The 17,542-nt window shown below is 65.6% G+C and carries 26 protein-coding genes; 20 read left to right on the top strand and 6 right to left on the bottom strand.

All coding sequences use genetic code 11. The features are described from left to right. From J2W36_RS18025 to J2W36_RS17965, 13 genes are all read left to right on the top strand, one after another. Window positions 1-97, top strand: a 97-nt coding sequence (locus tag J2W36_RS18025) for an EF-Tu C-terminal domain-related protein (RefSeq protein WP_503169905.1), incomplete at its 5' end; no start/stop codon positions are given. A gap of 25 nt (window positions 98-122) precedes the next feature. After that, window positions 123-437, top strand: a complete 315-nt coding sequence (gene rpsJ / locus J2W36_RS18020) for a 30S ribosomal protein S10 (protein WP_028250951.1) — start codon at window positions 123-125, stop codon at window positions 435-437. 241 nt (window positions 438-678) lie between these two features. Continuing rightward, complete coding sequence (rplC, locus tag J2W36_RS18015) at window positions 679-1,359, top strand: 50S ribosomal protein L3 (protein WP_307691136.1); 681 nt, start codon at window positions 679-681, stop codon at window positions 1,357-1,359. After that, window positions 1,359-1,979 carry a 50S ribosomal protein L4 gene (gene rplD, locus J2W36_RS18010; protein ID WP_307691115.1) on the top strand — a complete coding sequence of 207 codons (621 nt, stop codon included), beginning with the start codon at window positions 1,359-1,361 and terminating at the stop codon, window positions 1,977-1,979. Before rplC ends, rplD begins: the two co-directional genes overlap by 1 nt. Window positions 1,980-1,984: 5 nt before the next feature. After that, window positions 1,985-2,311: a 50S ribosomal protein L23 gene (gene rplW / locus J2W36_RS18005; protein ID WP_307691135.1), complete on the top strand. Its 327-nt coding sequence runs from the start codon at window positions 1,985-1,987 to the stop codon at window positions 2,309-2,311. A gap of 2 nt (window positions 2,312-2,313) precedes the next feature. Next, window positions 2,314-3,138, top strand: a complete 825-nt coding sequence (gene rplB / locus J2W36_RS18000; protein ID WP_213958425.1) for a 50S ribosomal protein L2 — start codon at window positions 2,314-2,316, stop codon at window positions 3,136-3,138. An 11-nt stretch (window positions 3,139-3,149) separates the two neighbouring features. Beyond that, window positions 3,150-3,428, top strand: a complete 279-nt coding sequence (gene rpsS, locus J2W36_RS17995) for a 30S ribosomal protein S19 (RefSeq protein WP_007838132.1) — start codon at window positions 3,150-3,152, stop codon at window positions 3,426-3,428. Between the two features lie 9 nt (window positions 3,429-3,437). Further along, window positions 3,438-3,770 carry a 50S ribosomal protein L22 gene (gene rplV, locus J2W36_RS17990; RefSeq protein WP_007838134.1) on the top strand — a complete coding sequence of 111 codons (333 nt, stop codon included), beginning with the start codon at window positions 3,438-3,440 and terminating at the stop codon, window positions 3,768-3,770. A gap of 14 nt (window positions 3,771-3,784) precedes the next feature. Beyond that, window positions 3,785-4,702 (top strand): 30S ribosomal protein S3, encoded by a 918-nt coding sequence (rpsC, locus tag J2W36_RS17985; protein ID WP_307691114.1) that lies wholly within the window; start codon window positions 3,785-3,787, stop codon window positions 4,700-4,702. 55 nt (window positions 4,703-4,757) lie between these two features. Beyond that, window positions 4,758-5,174 (top strand): 50S ribosomal protein L16, encoded by a 417-nt coding sequence (gene rplP, locus J2W36_RS17980; protein WP_307691113.1) that lies wholly within the window; start codon window positions 4,758-4,760, stop codon window positions 5,172-5,174. A gap of 59 nt (window positions 5,175-5,233) precedes the next feature. Next, entirely contained in the window at window positions 5,234-5,449 is a 216-nt protein-coding gene (rpmC, locus tag J2W36_RS17975; protein WP_307691134.1) for a 50S ribosomal protein L29, read from the top strand. A 2-nt stretch (window positions 5,450-5,451) separates the two neighbouring features. After that, window positions 5,452-5,721 (top strand): 30S ribosomal protein S17, encoded by a 270-nt coding sequence (gene rpsQ / locus J2W36_RS17970; RefSeq protein WP_140844734.1) that lies wholly within the window; start codon window positions 5,452-5,454, stop codon window positions 5,719-5,721. Window positions 5,722-5,797: 76 nt separating this feature from the next. Next, window positions 5,798-6,304 (top strand): peroxiredoxin, encoded by a 507-nt coding sequence (locus J2W36_RS17965; RefSeq protein ID WP_307691112.1) that lies wholly within the window; start codon window positions 5,798-5,800, stop codon window positions 6,302-6,304. Window positions 6,305-6,347: 43 nt separating this feature from the next. Here the strand turns inward: J2W36_RS17965 and J2W36_RS17960 are convergent, their stop codons facing one another. Together J2W36_RS17960 and J2W36_RS17955 are read right to left on the bottom strand one after the other, a co-directional pair. Beyond that, complete coding sequence (locus J2W36_RS17960) at window positions 6,348-6,893, bottom strand: GNAT family N-acetyltransferase (RefSeq protein ID WP_442478269.1); 546 nt, start codon at window positions 6,891-6,893, stop codon at window positions 6,348-6,350. Window positions 6,894-6,996: 103 nt separating this feature from the next. Next, window positions 6,997-7,494 carry a TlpA disulfide reductase family protein gene (locus J2W36_RS17955; RefSeq protein ID WP_307691111.1) on the bottom strand — a complete coding sequence of 166 codons (498 nt, stop codon included), beginning with the start codon at window positions 7,492-7,494 and terminating at the stop codon, window positions 6,997-6,999. 14 nt (window positions 7,495-7,508) lie between these two features. Between J2W36_RS17955 and J2W36_RS17950 the strand changes: the two genes are divergently transcribed. The 5 genes from J2W36_RS17950 (at window position 7,509) to ptsP (ending at window position 11,525) form a co-directional block, all read left to right on the top strand. Further along, window positions 7,509-8,213, top strand: coding sequence for a DUF4197 domain-containing protein (locus J2W36_RS17950; RefSeq protein ID WP_307691110.1), 705 nt, complete (start codon window positions 7,509-7,511; stop codon window positions 8,211-8,213). 22 nt (window positions 8,214-8,235) lie between these two features. Then, a complete protein-coding gene (locus J2W36_RS17945) occupies window positions 8,236-8,835 on the top strand; it encodes a hypothetical protein (RefSeq protein ID WP_307691109.1) in 600 nt (199 codons plus the stop codon). 67 nt (window positions 8,836-8,902) lie between these two features. Continuing rightward, window positions 8,903-9,358, top strand: a complete 456-nt coding sequence (locus J2W36_RS17940; RefSeq protein WP_307691108.1) for a PTS sugar transporter subunit IIA — start codon at window positions 8,903-8,905, stop codon at window positions 9,356-9,358. Then, the gene (locus J2W36_RS17935; protein ID WP_307691107.1) at window positions 9,327-9,596 is read left to right on the top strand and encodes an HPr family phosphocarrier protein; all 270 of its coding nucleotides are present in this window, start codon (window positions 9,327-9,329) and stop codon (window positions 9,594-9,596) included. The genes J2W36_RS17940 and J2W36_RS17935 overlap by 32 nt, the downstream gene beginning before the upstream one ends. Window positions 9,597-9,716: 120 nt before the next feature. Further along, on the top strand, window positions 9,717-11,525 hold the full coding sequence (gene ptsP / locus J2W36_RS17930; protein ID WP_307691106.1) for a phosphoenolpyruvate--protein phosphotransferase: 1,809 nt from the start codon (window positions 9,717-9,719) through the stop codon (window positions 11,523-11,525). Here the strand turns inward: ptsP and J2W36_RS17925 are convergent. Then, window positions 11,509-13,140: a SulP family inorganic anion transporter gene (locus J2W36_RS17925; RefSeq protein WP_307691105.1), complete on the bottom strand. Its 1,632-nt coding sequence runs from the start codon at window positions 13,138-13,140 to the stop codon at window positions 11,509-11,511. The two genes, ptsP and J2W36_RS17925, sit on opposite strands and share 17 nt — an antisense overlap. Further along, window positions 13,137-13,820 carry a ParB-like protein gene (locus tag J2W36_RS17920; RefSeq protein ID WP_307691104.1) on the bottom strand — a complete coding sequence of 228 codons (684 nt, stop codon included), beginning with the start codon at window positions 13,818-13,820 and terminating at the stop codon, window positions 13,137-13,139. Before J2W36_RS17920 ends, J2W36_RS17925 begins: the two co-directional genes overlap by 4 nt. Window positions 13,821-13,987: 167 nt before the next feature. Here J2W36_RS17920 and J2W36_RS17915 point away from each other — a divergent pair, with 167 nt between their 5' ends. Beyond that, window positions 13,988-15,031: an NADP-dependent oxidoreductase gene (locus tag J2W36_RS17915; RefSeq protein ID WP_307691103.1), complete on the top strand. Its 1,044-nt coding sequence runs from the start codon at window positions 13,988-13,990 to the stop codon at window positions 15,029-15,031. Between the two features lie 54 nt (window positions 15,032-15,085). Then, a complete protein-coding gene (locus J2W36_RS17910; RefSeq protein ID WP_307691102.1) occupies window positions 15,086-15,391 on the top strand; it encodes an NIPSNAP family protein in 306 nt (101 codons plus the stop codon). A gap of 24 nt (window positions 15,392-15,415) precedes the next feature. Here the strand turns inward: J2W36_RS17910 and zwf are convergent, their stop codons facing one another. Next, complete coding sequence (gene zwf, locus J2W36_RS17905) at window positions 15,416-16,879, bottom strand: glucose-6-phosphate dehydrogenase (protein WP_307691101.1); 1,464 nt, start codon at window positions 16,877-16,879, stop codon at window positions 15,416-15,418. 100 nt (window positions 16,880-16,979) lie between these two features. Beyond that, window positions 16,980-17,531, bottom strand: a complete 552-nt coding sequence (locus J2W36_RS17900; protein WP_307691100.1) for a hypothetical protein — start codon at window positions 17,529-17,531, stop codon at window positions 16,980-16,982. Window positions 17,532-17,542 lie beyond the last annotated feature (11 nt).

Raw genomic sequence — 17,542 nt, 5'->3', positions numbered from 1 at the left:
GATCAACCCGATCGCCATGGAAGAAGGCCTGCGCTTCGCCATCCGCGAAGGTGGCCGTACCGTGGGCTCGGGCGTGGTCGCCAAGGTTCTCGCCTGATTCGCGCGCACAAAGGAATCACGTCATGGCAACCAAGCAAAAGATCCGTATCCGCCTGAAGGCGTTCGACTACAAGCTGATCGACCAGTCGGCCGCTGAAATCGTGGACACCGCCAAGCGCACCGGCGCGATCGTCAAGGGCCCCGTGCCCCTGCCGACCCGCATGAAGCGTTTCGACATCCTGCGTTCGCCGCACGTCAACAAGACGTCGCGCGACCAGTTCGAAATCCGGACGCATCAGCGCCTGATGGACATCGTCGACCCGACCGACAAGACCGTGGACGCGCTGATGAAGCTCGACCTGCCGGCTGGCGTCGACGTCGAGATCAAGCTGCAGTAATCGCACTGCGCTTTGCCTCTTGAAGCCCGTCTGCTACGCAGGCGGGCTTTTCTTTCGGCGACGCGGCTTGCACCCTTTGCTGGATGCGGGCTATAATTGCCGGCTCTGCCCGTCTTGCACAACCGTGCCGGATGGGTTGGGTTTTATCAACCTTCTTTCGTGAGCCGGGCTGACTGGCTCAACACTGTCGCCAATTGAAGTGGCAGTGGCGAAAGAGGACTTCCATTTTTGGAGAAAACAAATGAGTCTGAGCAACTCCCTCGGGTTGCTGGGCCGCAAGGTGGGGATGATGCGTCTCTTCACCGATGACGGGGACGCAGTTCCTGTCACGGTGGTGGATGTGTCCAACAACCGCGTGACCCAGATCAAGTCGGAAGAAACCGACGGCTACGTTGCCCTTCAGGTGACGTTTGGCTCGCGTAAAGCATCGCGCGTGACCAAGCCTGAAGCCGGCCACCTTGCCAAGGCAGGTGTCCAAGCAGGTGAAATCATCCAGGAATTCCGCGTGACCGCCGAAACGGCTGGTCAGCACAAGGCAGGTGGCGTGATTGCTGCGGCCAGCGTGTTCGCGGTCGGCCAGAAGGTGGACGTGCAGGGCACTTCCATCGGTAAGGGCTTCGCTGGCACCATCAAGCGCCACAACATGCGCTCGCAGCGCGCGTCGCACGGTAACAGCCGTTCGCACAACGTGCCGGGCTCCATCGGTATGGCGCAGGATCCGGGCCGTGTGTTCCCGGGCAAGCGGATGACGGGCCACCTCGGCGACGTCACCGTGACCACGCAGAACCTCGACGTCTTCCGCATCGACGAAGCACGTCAACTGCTGTTGATCAAGGGCGCGATTCCGGGTTCGAAGGGTGGCTTCGTCACCGTGCGTCCCGCCATCAAGGCCAAGCCGCAAGCGGCTGAAGGAGCGAAGTAATGGAACTCGAACTCCTGAACGAACAAGGCCAGGCTGCGTCGAAATTCGACGTGCCGGAAACCGTGTTCGGCCGTGACTACAACGAAGACCTGGTCCACCAGATCGTTGTTGCATTCCAGGCCAACGCCCGCCAAGGCACGCGCGCCCAGAAGGACCGCGAACAGGTCCATCACTCGACCAAGAAGCCTTTCAAGCAAAAGGGAACGGGCCGTGCCCGCGCCGGTATGACGTCTTCGCCCCTGTGGCGTGGCGGCGGCCGCATTTTCCCGAACATGCCCGACGAAAACTTCACGCAGAAGATCAACAAGAAGATGTACCGCGCCGGTATGGCCGCCATCCTCTCGCAACTCGCTCGTGAAGGCCGTCTGGCCGTGGTCGATTCGATCAAGGTCGACTCGCCCAAGACCAAGCCGCTGGCTGACAAGTTCAAGGCGATGAACCTCGCGTCGGTCCTCGTGATCGCCGAAGAAGTCGACGAAAACCTGTACCTCGCCTCGCGCAACCTGGTGAACGTGCTCGTCGTCGAGCCGCGTTACGCCGATCCGGTGTCGCTGGTGCATTACAAGAAGGTGATCGTCACCAAGGGCGCCGTCGACAAGCTCAAGGAGATGTTCGCATGAGCCGCATGAATCCTACGCCTGCCGAACGCGAGTTCGAAGAAGGCCGTCTGATGGCCGTGCTGGTCGCACCGATCGTGTCCGAAAAGGCCACGATGGTCGGCGAGAAGTCGAATGCCGTCACTTTCAAGGTGCTGCAGGACGCCACCAAGCCCGAGATCAAGGCCGCTGTTGAACTGATGTTCAAGGTCGAAGTCCAGGGCGTGTCGGTTCTGAACACCAAGGGCAAGACCAAGCGTTTTGGCAAGTCCATCGGTCGCCGCGACAACGTTCGCAAGGCCTATGTCACGCTGAAGCCGGGTCAAGAGCTCAACCTCGTCGGGGAAGGTGCTTAATCATGGCCGTCATTAAGATGAAGCCGACTTCGCCGGGCCAACGTGGCGCGGTGAAGATCTCGCGGGACCACCTGTTCAAGGGTGCTCCTCACGCTGCGCTGCTGGAGCCTCAGTTCCAGAAGGCCGGCCGTAACAACAACGGTCACATCACGACCCGTCACAAGGGTGGCGGCCACAAGCACCACTACCGTGTGGTGGACTTCGTGCGCAACAAGGACGGCATTCCGGCCAAGGTCGAACGCATCGAGTACGACCCGAACCGCACCGCCCACATCGCTCTGGTGTGCTACGCCGACGGCGAGCGCCGCTACATCATCGCCCCGCGCGGTCTGGAAGCCGGTGCAACGCTGCTGAGTGGTTCGGAAGCCCCGATCCGCGCTGGCAACACGCTGCCGATCCGCAACATTCCCGTGGGTTCGACCATCCATTGCATCGAACTGCAACCCGGCAAGGGCGCGCAGATCGCTCGCTCGGCTGGCACCTCGGCCACGCTCCTGGCACGTGAAGGCGTCTACGCCCAAGTGCGCATGCGTTCGGGTGAAGTGCGTCGCGTGCACGTCGAGTGCCGCGCTACGATCGGCGAAGTCGCCAACGAAGAGCACAGCCTGCGCCGTCTGGGCAAGGCAGGTGTGAAGCGTCACATGGGTATCCGTCCGACCGTTCGCGGTGTGGTCATGAACCCGGTGGACCACCCGCACGGTGGTGGTGAAGGCAAGACCGGTGAAGGTCGCCATCCAGTCGACCCGTGGGGCAATCTCACCAAGGGCTATCGCACCCGTAACAACAAGCGCACGCAGGTCTTCATCGTGTCGCGTCGCAAGAAATAAGGGGATAGCAAATGACTCGCTCTCTCAAGAAAGGTCCTTTCGTCGACCACCATCTGGTGGCCAAGGCCGACAAGGCTGTGACGACCAAGGACAAGAAGCCGATCAAGACCTGGTCGCGTCGTTCGATGGTTCTGCCCGAGTTCATCGGTCTGACCATTGCCGTGCACAACGGCAAGCAACACGTGCCCGTGTACATCACCGACCAGATGGTCGGCCACAAGCTCGGCGAATTTGCGCTCACGCGCACGTTCAAGGGGCACCCCGCGGACAAAAAAGTCCAGAAGAAGTAAGGAACGACCATGTCTGAAACACGTGCAGTCCTCCGCGGTGTCCGCCTGTCGGTCGACAAGGGCCGTCTGGTCGCGGACCTCATCCGCGGCAAGAAGGTCGATCAAGCGCTGAACGTTCTGCAATTCACGCAGAAAAAAGCCGCTGTGATCATCAAGAAGGTGCTCGAGTCGGCGATTGCCAACGCCGAGCACAACGACGGTGCCGATATCGACGAGCTGAAGGTCAAGACCATCTACGTCGAACAAGGTGCCACGCTCAAGCGCTTCACCGCTCGCGCCAAGGGTCGCGGCAACCGCATCAGCAAGCCCACGTGCCATGTGTACGTGACGGTTGGCAACTAAGAGGCCGGAAGACTATGGGACAAAAAATCCACCCAACCGGCTTCCGCCTTGCGGTCAGCCGCAATTGGTCCAGCCGCTGGTACGCCAGCAACAAAGACTTCGCCGGCATGCTGGCCGAAGACATCAAGGTGCGCGAGTACCTGAAGAAGAAGCTCAAGAACGCATCCGTTTCGCGCGTGCTCATCGAGCGTCCCGCCAAGAATGCCCGCATCACGATCTACTCGGCACGTCCGGGCGTCGTGATCGGCAAGAAGGGCGAAGACATCGAGAACCTCAAGCGTGAACTCGGCAAGCAGCTGGGTGTGCCGGTCGCAGTGAACATCGAAGAAGTGCGCAAGCCCGAAATCGATGCCCAACTGATCGCCGACAGCATCACGCAGCAGCTCGAAAAGCGGATCATGTTCCGCCGCGCCATGAAGCGTGCGATGCAGAACGCCATGCGTCTGGGTGCACTGGGCATCAAGATCATGTCGTCGGGTCGTCTCAACGGTATCGAAATCGCTCGTTGCGAGTGGTACCGCGAAGGCCGCGTGCCGCTTCACACCCTGCGCGCCGACATCGACTACGGCACCTCGGAAGCCAAGACCACCTACGGCGTCATCGGCGTCAAGGTCTGGGTCTACAAGGGCGATACGCTGGGCCGCAACGATCTGCCGGCCGTCGAAACGCCGCGTCCTGACGACGAGCGCCGCCCCCGCGGTCCGCGTCGCGATGGCCGCCCGGGTGGCGACCGTCCGGGTTCGGACCGTCGTGGTCCGAGCTCCGGCCCGCGCGCCGGTGCCCGTGGCCCGATCGGTGGCAACACCGCGCCGGCCGATGGCAGCGACAAGCCCGCAGAAGCAACCGGCGGTGCCGGTGACTCGAAACCCGCCGTTAAGCGCGTCCGCAAAGCCGCGCCAGCTGCAGCAGCTGACGGTGCCAAGACCGAGTAATCGGTCTTTCCCGGGCGCGCAAGCGTCCGGGGCAGTCCTCACGGAGTAAACAAACATGCTGCAACCTGCACGCAGGAAGTTCCGCAAGGAACAAAAAGGCCGCAATACCGGCGTCGCCACCCGAGGCAACTCGGTGGCTTTCGGTGATTTCGGTCTCAAATGTACCGACCGCGGCCGCCTCACGGCGCGCCAGCTCGAAGCCGCACGTCGTGCGATTTCGCGTCACGTCAAGCGTGGCGGCCGGATCTGGATTCGTGTGTTCCCCGACAAGCCGATCTCCCACAAGCCCGCAGAAGTGCGGATGGGTAACGGTAAGGGCAACCCCGAGTACTACGTCGCGGAAATCCAACCCGGCAAGATCGTGTTCGAAATCGTCGGTGTGCCCGAAGAGCTCGCCCGCGAAGCGTTCCGCCTGGCCGCTGCCAAGCTTCCGCTGCGTACGACGTTCGTCGCTCGCCAGCTTGGCGCCTGACACGGAGAACACACATGGCAACACGTAAGAAGAAGGACGCAGCGGCTCAACCCGCAAAGGTGTCCAAGGCTGCAACCCTTCGCACGAAGGACATCGCAGGCCTGCAAACCGAGGTCAAGGATCTGCAGAAGGCCCATTTCGGCCTTCGCATGCAGAAAGCCACGCAACAGCTGTCGAACACCTCGACGCTTCGCGTGACGCGTCGCGACATCGCGCGCGCCAAGACCATCCTTGCTCAGAAGCAGCAAGAAACCCAAGCCGCCAGCAAGGAATGAACATGACGGAAGCTAAAAAATCCCTCAAGCGCACCTTGATCGGCAAGGTGGTCAGCGACAAGCGCGAGAAGACCGTGACGGTGCTCGTCGAGCGTCGTGTCAAGCACGAGCTCTACGGCAAGATCGTGGCCAAGACCAGCAAGTACCACGCCCATGACGAAAAGGGCGAGTACCACCTGGGCGACACCATCGAGATCACGGAAAGCCGTCCGATCTCCAAGACCAAGAACTGGGTTGTGACCCGTCTGGTCGAGAAGGCCGTCCTGGTCTGACCTGCGGCGCACAACGCCCATCGAAAACGGCCCACAATGTGGGCCGTTTTTCTTTTTTGTCTGGAGTATTCCCATCATGATCAAAGTCGGTGACACCCTTCCTTCGGCCACCCTGTACGAGTACTCTGAAGTCGAGGGCGAAGGCTGCAGCATTGGCCCGAATGCCGTCGACGTCAGCAAGGCTGCCGCTGGCAAGACCATCGCGCTGTTCGCGCTGCCAGGTGCCTTCACGCCCACCTGCTCGGCCAAGCATGTGCCTGGCTATGTCGAGCATTTCGACGACTTCAAGGCCGCCGGTGTCGATGAAATCTGGTGCCTGAGCGTCAACGACGCGTTCGTGATGGGCGCCTGGGCGCGCGATCAGAACAGCGGGACCAAAGTGCGTATGCTGGCCGATGGCAGCGCCGATTTCGCCAAGGCGACCGGCCTCACGCTCGATCTGACCTCGCGTGGCATGGGCGTGCGCAGCAATCGCTACTCGATGCTGGTCAAGGACGGCAAGGTCGCCACGCTGAATGTCGAAGGCCCGGGCAAGTTCGAAGTGAGTGACGCCGCCACCCTGCTGACGCAGGCACGCGGCTGAGGGCCGAGCTGAAGGACGCAGCGATCGATGGCCGCAGTGGTGGCTACAGCGCGACCTTCAGGTAGTGAGACCCCGCGATGGGGTTGTGGTAGTAGGGCGGCACCTCGACGAAGCCCAGGTCTTCGTACAGTGCCCGCGCCGATTCCATGTCGCTGAGCGTGTCGAGCAGCACGCAGCCATAGCCGGACGTGCGCGCAGCGTCCAGGATGGCCTCCGCCAGTTGACGGCCGAGCCCGAGGCCACGAAACACCGGGCGCACGTACAGGCGTTTCATTTCCGCTGCGTTGGGGTAGTCGGCCGCGTCGAGCGGCCGCAGCGCGCAGCAACCTGCCACCTCGGCCCAGACACCCGGTTGCGTTTCCAACTGCAGCCGGCGTGGCGCTGCATCTGCGGCGGCGGGCGAAGGCGCATCATCCACGTCGACCAATGCGAGCAGCACCGTGCCGCGCGGCGGTGCGTAATCACCGGGCAGGCTTGCGAGTTCGGCGTCGAAGTTCTGGAAGCTCAGGTCGACGCCCAGCGCGTCGGCATAGTCGCGAAAGATGGTGCGGGCGAGATCGAGGTGTTCGGGCGTTTGCGCCTCGACCATGCGGACGACCGGCATGATTGGCAGCGGATGGGGGCGAGAAGCAGGAGCGCTCATGCCGACAGATTAGCAAATCTGGCGATGCACGCCCGCGCGAGAAAAACGCTCAGGCCTCGGCGAGCAGCTTTTCGATCAGGCGATGCAACTCGGCGAAGTCGGGCTCGCCCACGTAGCGCTTGACGATCTCGCCGCGCTTGTTGACGACGTAGGTGGTGGGCGTGAGCGCCACGTCACCCCAGGCTTTGGCGACGGCGCCTGTGTTGTCGATCGCCACCTTGAACGGCAGCTTGCGCGTTTGCGCGAAATTCACCACGTAACTGGGCGGGTCGTAGCTCATGGCGATGGCCAGCGTGTCATAGCCTTGCGCCTGGTACTTGTCGTAGGTGGCGATCACCTTCGGCATTTCGGCCACGCAGGTCACGCAACTGGTCGCCCAGAAGTTCACCAACGTCACCTTGCCCTTGAGATCCTCCGTGCTCTTCTTGCTGCCGTCGAGCAGGACGAAGGTGGATGCCGGCGCGGCGGATACGCCGGTTTGCAGGTAAACGCTCACGCCGATGGCCAGTGCGATGGCGGTTGCGGCAACATAGAGCAGTTTTTTCATGGGAGGATCGTTCAATGGAACGTCGCAATTTTACTTCCGCCTGCCTTGCCGTGCCGGCTTCGATGGTGTTGCTCGCCACCCGGCAGGCGTACGCGCTGTCGCTGGGTGACCTGAGCGCGGGCGATGCCGCCAGCGGCGTGCGCGCTGCGCTGGAGCAGGGCGCGAGCGTGGCCGTGTCGCTGCTGGGACGGCCCGATGGCTTCCTGGGCAATCCGAAGGTGCGCATCCCGTTGCCAGGCTATCTCGAGAATGGCGCCAAGATGCTGCGCATGGTGGGGCAGGGCGGCCGCATCGACGAACTCGTCACGGCCATGAACCGGGCGGCCGAGCAGGCGGTGCCGGCCTCCAGGGAACTGCTGGTGAGCGCCGTGCGCAGCATGAGTGTGGCTGATGCCAAGGGCATCCTGACCGGTGGCGAAACGTCGGTCACGCAGTTCTTCGTGGGCAAGACGCGCGCGCCGCTCACCGAGCGCTTTTTGCCGTTGGTCACGGCCGCGACCGTGAAGGTCCAACTGGCTGACAAGTACAACCGGCTGGCCGGCAAGGCGGCCGACTATGGTCTGGTGAAGCAGGAGGACGCCAACATCCAGCGCTACGTGACCGGCAAATCGCTCGATGGCCTGTACCTGGTCATCGGTGAGGAGGAACGCAAGATTCGCCAGGACCCGGTGGGCAGTGGCAGCGCCATCCTGCGCAAGGTGTTTGGCGCACTGCGATGAGCGACGGCAGGCGATGACCACGATGCCCGTCACCCCGCGCCGACTGGCGCAGCGTCTTTGCAGATGCCGCGCCGGCGCCTCGCAGGGGGCCCTGGTCATCCTGTTCGCGTCTTTCGCACTGCTCGCCTGCAGTCCAACCTTCAACTGGCGCGAAACGCCCCTGGGCGCCGATGGGCTGGTGGCGCTGCTGCCCTGCAAGCCCGACCGGGCGACACGCGAACTGCCCATGGGAGCGGACCCGGTGCGGGTCGAGATGGTCGGCTGCGAGGCTGGTGGCGCCACATTTGCCGTTGCACATGCGCAAGCCGCCGATGCGGCCCAGGCCGAGGCATGGCTGCGCGCCTGGCGGGCAGCGTGGCGTGCGCAGCTCGACGGTGCCGTCATCGTTGGCGAATCGGCCGCGCATGTGCCGCGCGCGGCGCTGTCGCCGTCGGCGGTGCGCCTCGATGCACCGCCACCCGGCACCGCAGGTGGGCGTGTGGATGCCGGTACAGGCGCCCACGTCCTGTGGTTTGCCCAGGCGCGCGGTGGCAAGATGGCGCTCTATCAGGCCACGGTGATCGGCGAACCTTCGGCCTCCGATGCGCTGGCGACGTTCTTCGACGGCCTGCGCCTGCCATGATGCGTGCCTGCACGGGTCGTCTTCGGCCCGCCTCCACGCATAATCCATCGCCCGCACCCTTTACCGCATGAACAGCATTTTCATCATCGCCCACGCGCCGCTTGCACAGGCGCTGCGGCAGTGCGCGCTGCATGTGTTTCCCGACAGCGAAGCCCACATCCGGGCGCTCGACGTGCTGCCCAACGTGTCGCCCGAGGAAACGCTTGCAGCGGCGCGCATCACGCTCGAACAGATGCAGCGCTTGCCACGCTCGCAGGTGCTCGTGCTGGCCGACGTCTTCGGCGCCACGCCGTGCAACGTTGCGCAGAAGCTCGTCGACGGCGCGCGCTCTCGGCTCGTCGCCGGCGTGAACCTGCCGATGTTGCTGCGCGCGGTGAGCTATCGCAACGAACCGCTCGAGGCGCTGGTGCAGCGCGCGGTCGCCGGCGGTACCGCGGGCGTCATGCAGGTCGCCGTGGCGGCTCCCCAGAACCAGGCAAGAAGAAAGCACAGTGATCAAGACATCCGTGACCATCAGCAATAAGCTGGGCCTGCACGCGCGCGCGTCGGCCAAGCTCACCAAGCTCGCCGGCAGCTTTCCGTGCGAAATCTGGCTCACGCGCGGCGAACGCCGTGTGAATGCCAAGAGCATCATGGGCGTCATGATGCTGGCCGCCGGCCTGGGAACGACCGTGGTGCTCGAGACCGACGGCGATCAGGAGCAGCAGGCGAACGACGCGATCGTGGCGCTCATGAACGACAAGTTCGGCGAGGGCGAGTGATTTGGCTCACCCCCAGGCTTTCTCGCTGCGCGTAGACGCCTTCCCCCTGCAAGGGGGCGATGCGGGTCGCCCGGCAGAGCCGGTTCGACGGCATCTCACGCGCAAAGAGGGGACTCGACCATGACCTTTGCCGTTCATGGGTTGCCGGTCGCGCGGGGCATTGCCATCGGCCGCGCGGTGCTGGTGGTGTCCAGCCGCATCGACGTGGCGCATTACTTCATCAAGCCCGAGGAAGTCGCCAGCGAAATCGACCGGGTGCGCACGGCTCGCAACGCGGTGGCCGACGAGCTGACCAAGCTGCAGGCCAACGTGGCGCTGATGGGGCCGAGCGAGGCGCCGCACGAACTGGCCGCGCTGCTCGAAGTGCATCAGATGCTGCTGCAGGACGACGCGCTGTCTGGGGGCGTCAAGCACTGGATCACCGACCGCCTCTACAACGCCGAATGGGCCCTGACCACGCAGCTGGAGGTCATCGCGCGCCAGTTCGACGAGATGGAGGACGAGTACCTGCGTGAGCGCAAGGCCGACCTCGAACAGGTGGTCGAGCGCATGCTGCACCGCATGAAGGGCACCGCCGCCGTGCTGGCGCCGTCGCCGCCGCGCCGCAAGCGCGCCGCCACGAACCATGACGACGACGACCCGCACGACCCGACGGCTGGTGACGGCGTCGACGTGCCGCTGGTGCTGATCGCGCACGACCTGTCGCCTGCGGACATGCTGCAGTTCAAGAAGAGCGTGTTCGCCGGCTTCGTGACCGACGTCGGCGGGCGCACCTCGCACACCGCCATCGTGGCGCGCAGCATGGACATTCCGGCGGTGGTCGGCGCGCGCACCGCCAGCCAGCTGGTGCGCCAGGACGACTGGGTCATCATCGACGGCGACGCGGGCGTGGTGATCGTCGACCCGTCGCCGATCATCCTGGCCGAATACGGCTTCAAGCAGCGCCAGGGCGACCTCGAACGTGGCCGGCTCGCGCGCCTGCGCCACAAGCCGGCCATCACGCTCGACGGCGAGCGCGTCGACCTGCTGGCCAACATCGAGATGCCCGAGGACACCGTGGGTGCGCTCAAGGCCGGTGCCGTGGGCGTGGGCCTGTTTCGCAGCGAATTCCTCTTCATGGGCCGCGAGGCGCAGCAGCTCGCGCGCCTGCCCGACGAAGAAGAGCAGTACCAGGCCTACCGCCGTGCGGTGGAAGGCATGCAGGGCATGCCGGTGACCATCCGCACCATCGACGTCGGCGCCGACAAACCGCTCGATGGCAAGTCCGCTCGCCAGGAGCACCTGAACCCCGCGCTCGGGCTGCGCGCTATCCGCTGGAGCCTGGCCGACCCGGCCATGTTCCTCACGCAGCTGCGCGCCATCCTGCGCGCGGCGGCGCACGGCGAAATCCACCTGCTGATTCCGATGCTGGCGCACGCCACCGAAATCCGCCAGACGATGGCCCTCATCGACACCGCCAAGGCCGAGCTCGACGCGCGGAGTGCGGTGTATGGCCAGTGCAAGCTCGGCGCGATGATCGAGATTCCGGCCGCCGCACTCACGTTGCGGCTGTTCCTGCAGCACTTCGACTTTCTGTCGATCGGCACCAACGACCTGATCCAGTACACGCTGGCGATCGACCGTGCGGACGAGGCGGTGGCGCACCTCTACGATCCGGCACATCCGGCTGTGCTGCGGCTGGTGGCCGACACCATCGCAGAATGCCGCCGACAGGGCAAGGGCGTGAGCGTGTGCGGCGAGATGGCCGGCGACATCACCTTCACCCGTCTGTTGCTCGGGCTCGGCCTGCGAAGCTTTTCGATGCACCCCTCGCAGATCCTGGCCGTCAAGCAGGAAGTGCTGCGCGCCGACACGAGCAAGCTCGCTGCCTGGGCGCAAGGCGTGCTGGAGGCCGACGACCCTGCCTTTGCGCTCACGCTGCCGGTATAGGCCGCACGGCGTCGTCCACGCTCCAGGCCGCATACGCGCCTGCGGGCAAGTCCGCCGAGCTCACCTGCGCGAGCAGGTCGCGTACCGTGTCCTTCACGCGCGCGAGCACGAGTTGGGCGCCACGCGCGTGCGTCCACTGCGCGAAGTCGCACAGCGCCTCGACGCTGGTCGCATCGAGGTCGGGCGACTCTTCCAGGCTGAGTACGACGCGCTGCAGCGCCGGCGTGGCTTCGATGCGTTCGCGGATGGAGGCGAAGACACCGTCGGCATTGCCGAAGAACAGTGGCACGTCGGGCCGCGCGATCAACACGCCGGGCGGCACCGCGGCTTCCGGATGCCGCGCGGTGTCGACGTAGTCGTGGCTGTCGCCGAGCCGGCCGAGCCAGCTCACGCCGGTGCGCGACAAGCCCCGCAGCAGCAGCAGGCTGAGACCGATGGCCGCGAGCAGACCGTCGAGCACGCCCAGCAGCAGCACGGCGGCCACGGCCACCAGGGCAATCAGCCGGTCGCGCCGCCAGCGGAACAGCGGTCGCAACGCGGCGGGGTTGAGCGAGTGGCTCACCGCGTTGATGACAATGGCCGCCAGGAGGGGCTCGGGCGTGTGGGCGATCCACGGCAGCAGCGTGAGCACCGCAACCAGCACCACCGCGCCTGCAAACAGCCCTGCGGCCCGGCTCTTCGCGCCGGCCGATTCGTTGGCCGACGTCGCCGAGTAGCCCGCGCCCACCGGCATGCCATGAAACAGCGCCGACGCGATGTTGGCTGCGCCCAGTGCGAGCAGGTCGCGATTGGCCGAGACGCTGTCGCCATGGCGCAGCGCGAATGTGCGGATCGAACCATACGACTCGGCGTACAGGATCAGCGCCATCGCGAAGGCCAGCTCGCCCAGCCGCAGCCAGTCGGTGCGCGCCAGCGCCGGGAGCGCGGGACTCGAGAAGTCCAGCGCGATCGGACCCACCGCAGCCACCCCCCACACCTTGCAGTAGCCCGCGGCGTCGAGCCCGATGCCGATCGCGATCACCAGCAGGGCGGCCGGCACTGCGCGCCAACGTCCCAGCCCGCGCAGCAAGGCGAGCGCGATCAGCGCCATGGCGCCGCCGGCAAGATTCCAGTGGGGCCAGCTCGTCACCAGCTCCTGGACAAAGCGCGGAAAGTCGCTGTGCGCCGGATGCACGTCCAGCACCTGCGGCATCTGCTTGACCACGATGGTGATGGCCAGCCCCAGGGCAAAGCCGCGCAGCACCGGTTTGGCGATCAGGCTCGACACCGCGCCCAGCCGCGCCAGCCCTGCGATGACGAAAAACACGCCTGTCAGCAGCACCACACCGGCGCCGAACGCCATGCGCAGCACCGTGTCGGTGCCGGCCAACGGCGCGACCGCGGCCAGCAGCACCGCGGCCGAGGACGAGGTCGCCGAGACGATGGCAAAACGGCTGTTGCCCATCAGCCCGTACACCAGCAGACCTGCGAACAGCGCCAGCACGCCGCTTTGCGGCGGCAGGCCGGCAATGCTCGCATAGGCGACCGCCTCGGGCAGCAGGAGTCCGGCGATCGACAGGCCGGCCACCAGATCGGCGATGGACGGTCGGCCCCGACTCGTGGTGTCGGTGCTCACTTGGCCGGCGGCGCGACCGGCGCGCCCAGCCCGCTGTTGACGGCCGCCAGGCTCGGGCTCACGCCGGTCCAGCCGGGCAGGTAACGCGCCGTCGGTCCCCGCGCGAGCGCGACCGCCTGCTGCAGCGCGTCGATCGGCAGGGCCTGTGAGCCCGACATCTCGAGCTTCCTGCGCGCAATCAGCGGCCGAAAGAAATCGGCCCAGAGGAATTCGGCAAAAGGCGCCGCGTCCTTGGCATAGCCACCGGCTTCGCGCACAAAGCCCGCAAGGCTGCGGTACGGGTCGTCGCGCAGCTCGGATACCTGCGAGGGAATCGCGTCGTAGTCCTGGCGCCGGCCCTTTTCGTCGTAGGGATGCGCCCAGCGATGGAACTCCATCACGCGCCAGAAGGCCTCGCCGTGAATCGCTGAGAGGTCGTCCAGCAGCGTGACCCACACCGTACCGACATCTTCTTCACGGAGGGCCATGCCCAGATGATGGTGGTCGACGATGAAGTAGCGCCCGCCTGGCCCCTTGACCGCCGGAAAGCAGTGCGCGGCCAGGGTGTGCTCGCGCGCCTTGCGCCTGAGGCCTGCCCACTGCGCGCGCTTGACGGCCACTTCGGCCGCTCCCACGGTGATCTGGGTGGGGTGCAGGTCGGAGAGCGCGACGGCGATGAGATGGGGACGGTGCGTTGACATGGTGGCGCGATGGTGCCGCACCTTCCTGAGCAGCGGCTGAGACCGTCGCCGGAATCGAAAGAAACAACACGCCGAGATCGTCAGGTGCTGTCGCGCGCGCTACGTCGCATGCCGCGCGTCGGGGCTAGCATCCGCCTCCACCCCAGACCCCCACAAGGAGACCCGCCATGACCGCCACGCTCACCAACCACCAGGTCCGCCTGGCCAAGCGCCCCGACAGCCTCGCCACCCGCGAGCACTGGCGCTTCACCACCGAGCCGGTGGCCGAGCCGGCCGAAGGCGGCGTACTGGTCAAGACCTTGTCGCTTTCGCTCGACCCGGCGATGCGCGGATGGCTCAACGACGCACGCAGCTACATTCCGCCGGTGGCCATCGACGAAGTGATGCGCGCCGGCGGCGTGGGTCGCGTCGTGGCATCGAAGAACCCGGCCTTCGCGGTCGGCGACGCGGTGTACGGCACGCTCGGCGTGCAGGAATACATCGTGATCGCGCAGGATGACCTCAAGCGCAACGGCCTGGTGAAGATCGACCTGAAGGCCGGCAGCATCGGCCAATGGCTCAACGTGCTGGGCATGCCAGGCATGACCGGCTACTTCGGGCTGATGGACGTGGGCCAACCCAAGCCCGGCGAGACGGTCGTGGTGTCCGGCGCGGCCGGCGCCGTGGGGCAGACCGTAGGCCAGCTGGCGAAAATCAAGGGCTGCCGCGTGGTCGGCATCGCAGGCGGCGCGGCCAAGTGCGACTGGGTGGTGAAGGAACTGGGCTTCGACGCCTGCATCGACTACAAGGCCGGCGAGGGTGCCGTGCGCGCGGGCCTGAAGGAACATTGCCCGAAGGGCGTCGACATCTACTTCGACAACGTCGGCGGTGAGATCCTCGACCAGGTGCTCGCCAGGATCGCGCGCAAGGCCCGCATCATCATCTGCGGCGCCATCAGCCAGTACAACAACGCCAACAGCATGCCGGCGGCAGGCCCTCGCAACTACCTGAGCCTGCTGGTGAACCGCGCGCGCATGGAGGGCATCGTGGTATTCGACTACGCCGACCGCTATCCCGTGGCCGTCGCCGAGCTGGCGGGCTACCTGAAGGACGGACGCATGAAGAGCAAGGAGGACGTGGTGCAGGGGCTCGATACCTTCCCCGAAACGCTCAACAGGCTGTTCAAGGGCGAGAACTTCGGCAAGCTGGTGTTGCAGGTGGCGCAGGATTGAGCCTCAGAATACCGACCAATCCGCTGCAAACTTGCAAGACCCGGGCCTCGCTTCATGATCACCTGTCACCTTCGCTACGTCATCGACCCCCGCAAGCTCAAGGAATTCGAGCATTACGGCAAGGTCTGGATCGGGCTCGTCAACCGGCTCGGCGGCACGCACCACGGCTATCTGCTTCCGTCGGAAGGTGCGAACAACATCGCGCTCGCGTCCTTTTCCTTTCCCTCCCTGGCGGCCTACGAGGCCTATCGGACGAAGTCCTTCGACGATGCGCAGTGCCAGGCCGCGTTCAGGTATGCGGAGGAGACAGGGTGCATCGTCAGCTACGAGCGCAGCTTCTTCCGGCCCGTGTTCGAGTAAGGCCACCTGGCGGCCTCCTCGCCTTCAACTCCCCGCCTGGTTCGGATCCCGCCACGCCCGCTCGAACGGCAGCCGCCATGCATGCGGCGCAATCAGCTGGTGCACCGCTTTCGGTCCCCAGGAGCCGGCTTCGTAGAGGCGCACCGGTGGCGGCGATTCGAGCAGCGGGGTCGAAACTTCCCACAGCCGCTCGATGCCCTCGGCCGTGGTGAACAGCGTGCGGTCGCCGCGCATCGCATCGAGGATCAGGCGCTCGTAGGCTTCGAGTACCTCGCCGGCCATGCCGGTGTCGCGCATCGCGAACTGCAGGCTGAGCTTGTCCAGCCGCATGCCCGGACCGGGGCGCTTGCCGTAGAACGAGAGCGACATCTTCGACGCGTCCGCCAGGTCGAAGGTCAGGTGGTCGGGGCCTTGCGCGCCGACGCCGGAGCCGGGCGGGAACATGCTCTTGGGCGGCTCGCGAAAGGCGATGGAGATGATGCGCTGGCCTTCGGCCAGGCGTTTGCCGGTGCGCAGGTAGAAGGGCACGCCAGCCCAGCGCCAGTTGTCGATGTGGCACTTGAGCGCGATGAAGGTTTCGGTGTCCGAATCCGGATCGACACCTTCCTCGCCGCGATAGCCGCTGTACTGCCCACGCACCACGTCGGCCGGGCGGATCGGCTCCATGCTGCGGAACACCTTGTTCTTCTCCTCGCTGATCGGCGCGGGTTCGAGCGCGGTGGGCGGCTCCATCGCCATGAACGCCAGGATCTGGAACAGGTGCGTGACCACCATGTCGCGGTAGGCGCCGGTCTGCTCGTAGAAGCCGGCACGCTTGCCCAGGCCCAGCGTCTCGGGCACGTCGATCTGCACGTGGTCGATGAAGTTGCGGTTCCAGATCGGCTCGAACAGCCCGTTGGCGAAACGGAAGGCCAGGATGTTCTGCGCGGGCTCCTTGCCCAGGAAGTGGTCGATGCGGAAGATCTGCGCCTCCTGGAACACCTCGTGCAACTTGCCGTTGAGCGCGACGGCGCTGGCCAGATCGGTGCCGAAGGGCTTTTCCATGACGATGCGCGAGCGTTCGACCAGCCCGGCCTCGCCGAGCGTGCGCACGACGGTCAGCGCCGCGTTGGGCGGCACGCTCAGGTAGTGCAGGCGCCGGCATTCCCTGCCCAACGCCGCTTCGGCGCGCTCGACGGCCGCCCGCAGCGCCGAGGCGCCTGCCGACAGCGGCACGTAGTCGAGGGCTGCCGCAAAGGCGTCCCAGGCGTCGGGGGTGGTCTTGCGGCTGCCGAACTCGTCGAGCGACGCGCGGGCGATCGCGCGGAAGCCCTCGACGTCGATCTCGTCGAGCGAGACACCGACGATCCGGCATCCTGGAATGAAGCCGGCAGTGCACAGATGGAACAGCCCCGGCAACAGCTTGCGCCGGGCCAGATCGCCGGTGGCGCCGACCAGCACCACCACCTGCGGAAAGCCGGGACCGACGCCGGGCGGGATCTTTGCCATCTGGGTCACCTTGGAGTGGTTGTGGTGCCACCCTCGCAAGCGAATTCGGTGCCAGCCTTCGCAAGAAGCGGCCGGCTGCGGTCACGCGGCCGGCGCTCGCTCAATCCGCCGCAGGCGCCTTCACCGGCTTGCCGTTGACCTGGGTGGCTTCCACCACGCGGCCACCGCCCGTCGACAGCGGCTGGGTGCGGCCTTCGGCCTTCACCTTGTCGCCGACCTTCAGGCCGAGGCGCGCCAGGCCGTCGGGCTTGGTGTGGACGAAGTCGCCGGTGTCGAGCACAACGCCGTTGGGCTCGCCGTGGCGCGCATAGTTCAGGCGCGCGACCGTGCCTTCGATGGCGCCACTGACCTGCGCAGGCCATGGCGGATGCCCGTCGACCGAGACCAGGCGCTGCAGGTCGTACACCGTGTGAGCGGGCTCACCCTTAGGGGAAGGCCCTTGCTCGCTGCCTTCGATGACCAGGGCCTGTCCGGCGCGCAGGCCGCTGAAGGCCGCCACGGCCGCGTCATCGTGCGGCGCGAAAACGAACTGGGTCGGCACGCCGTCGGTGTCGATCAGCACGCCTTCCACGCTGCCCTTGGGGCTGTAGATGAGATGCTCGAATTGGCCTTCGACGGCCCAGACGTCGATGGTGTCGTGGGATGGAGACATGAGATACCTCT

This window comes from Variovorax ginsengisoli, from assembly GCF_030811835.1.
In the GTDB taxonomy this organism is placed as follows: domain Bacteria; phylum Pseudomonadota; class Gammaproteobacteria; order Burkholderiales; family Burkholderiaceae_C; genus Variovorax; species Variovorax ginsengisoli_C.
Note: the sequence above shows the minus strand (reverse complement) of the source record. Positions and strands in the feature narration are given on the sequence as shown.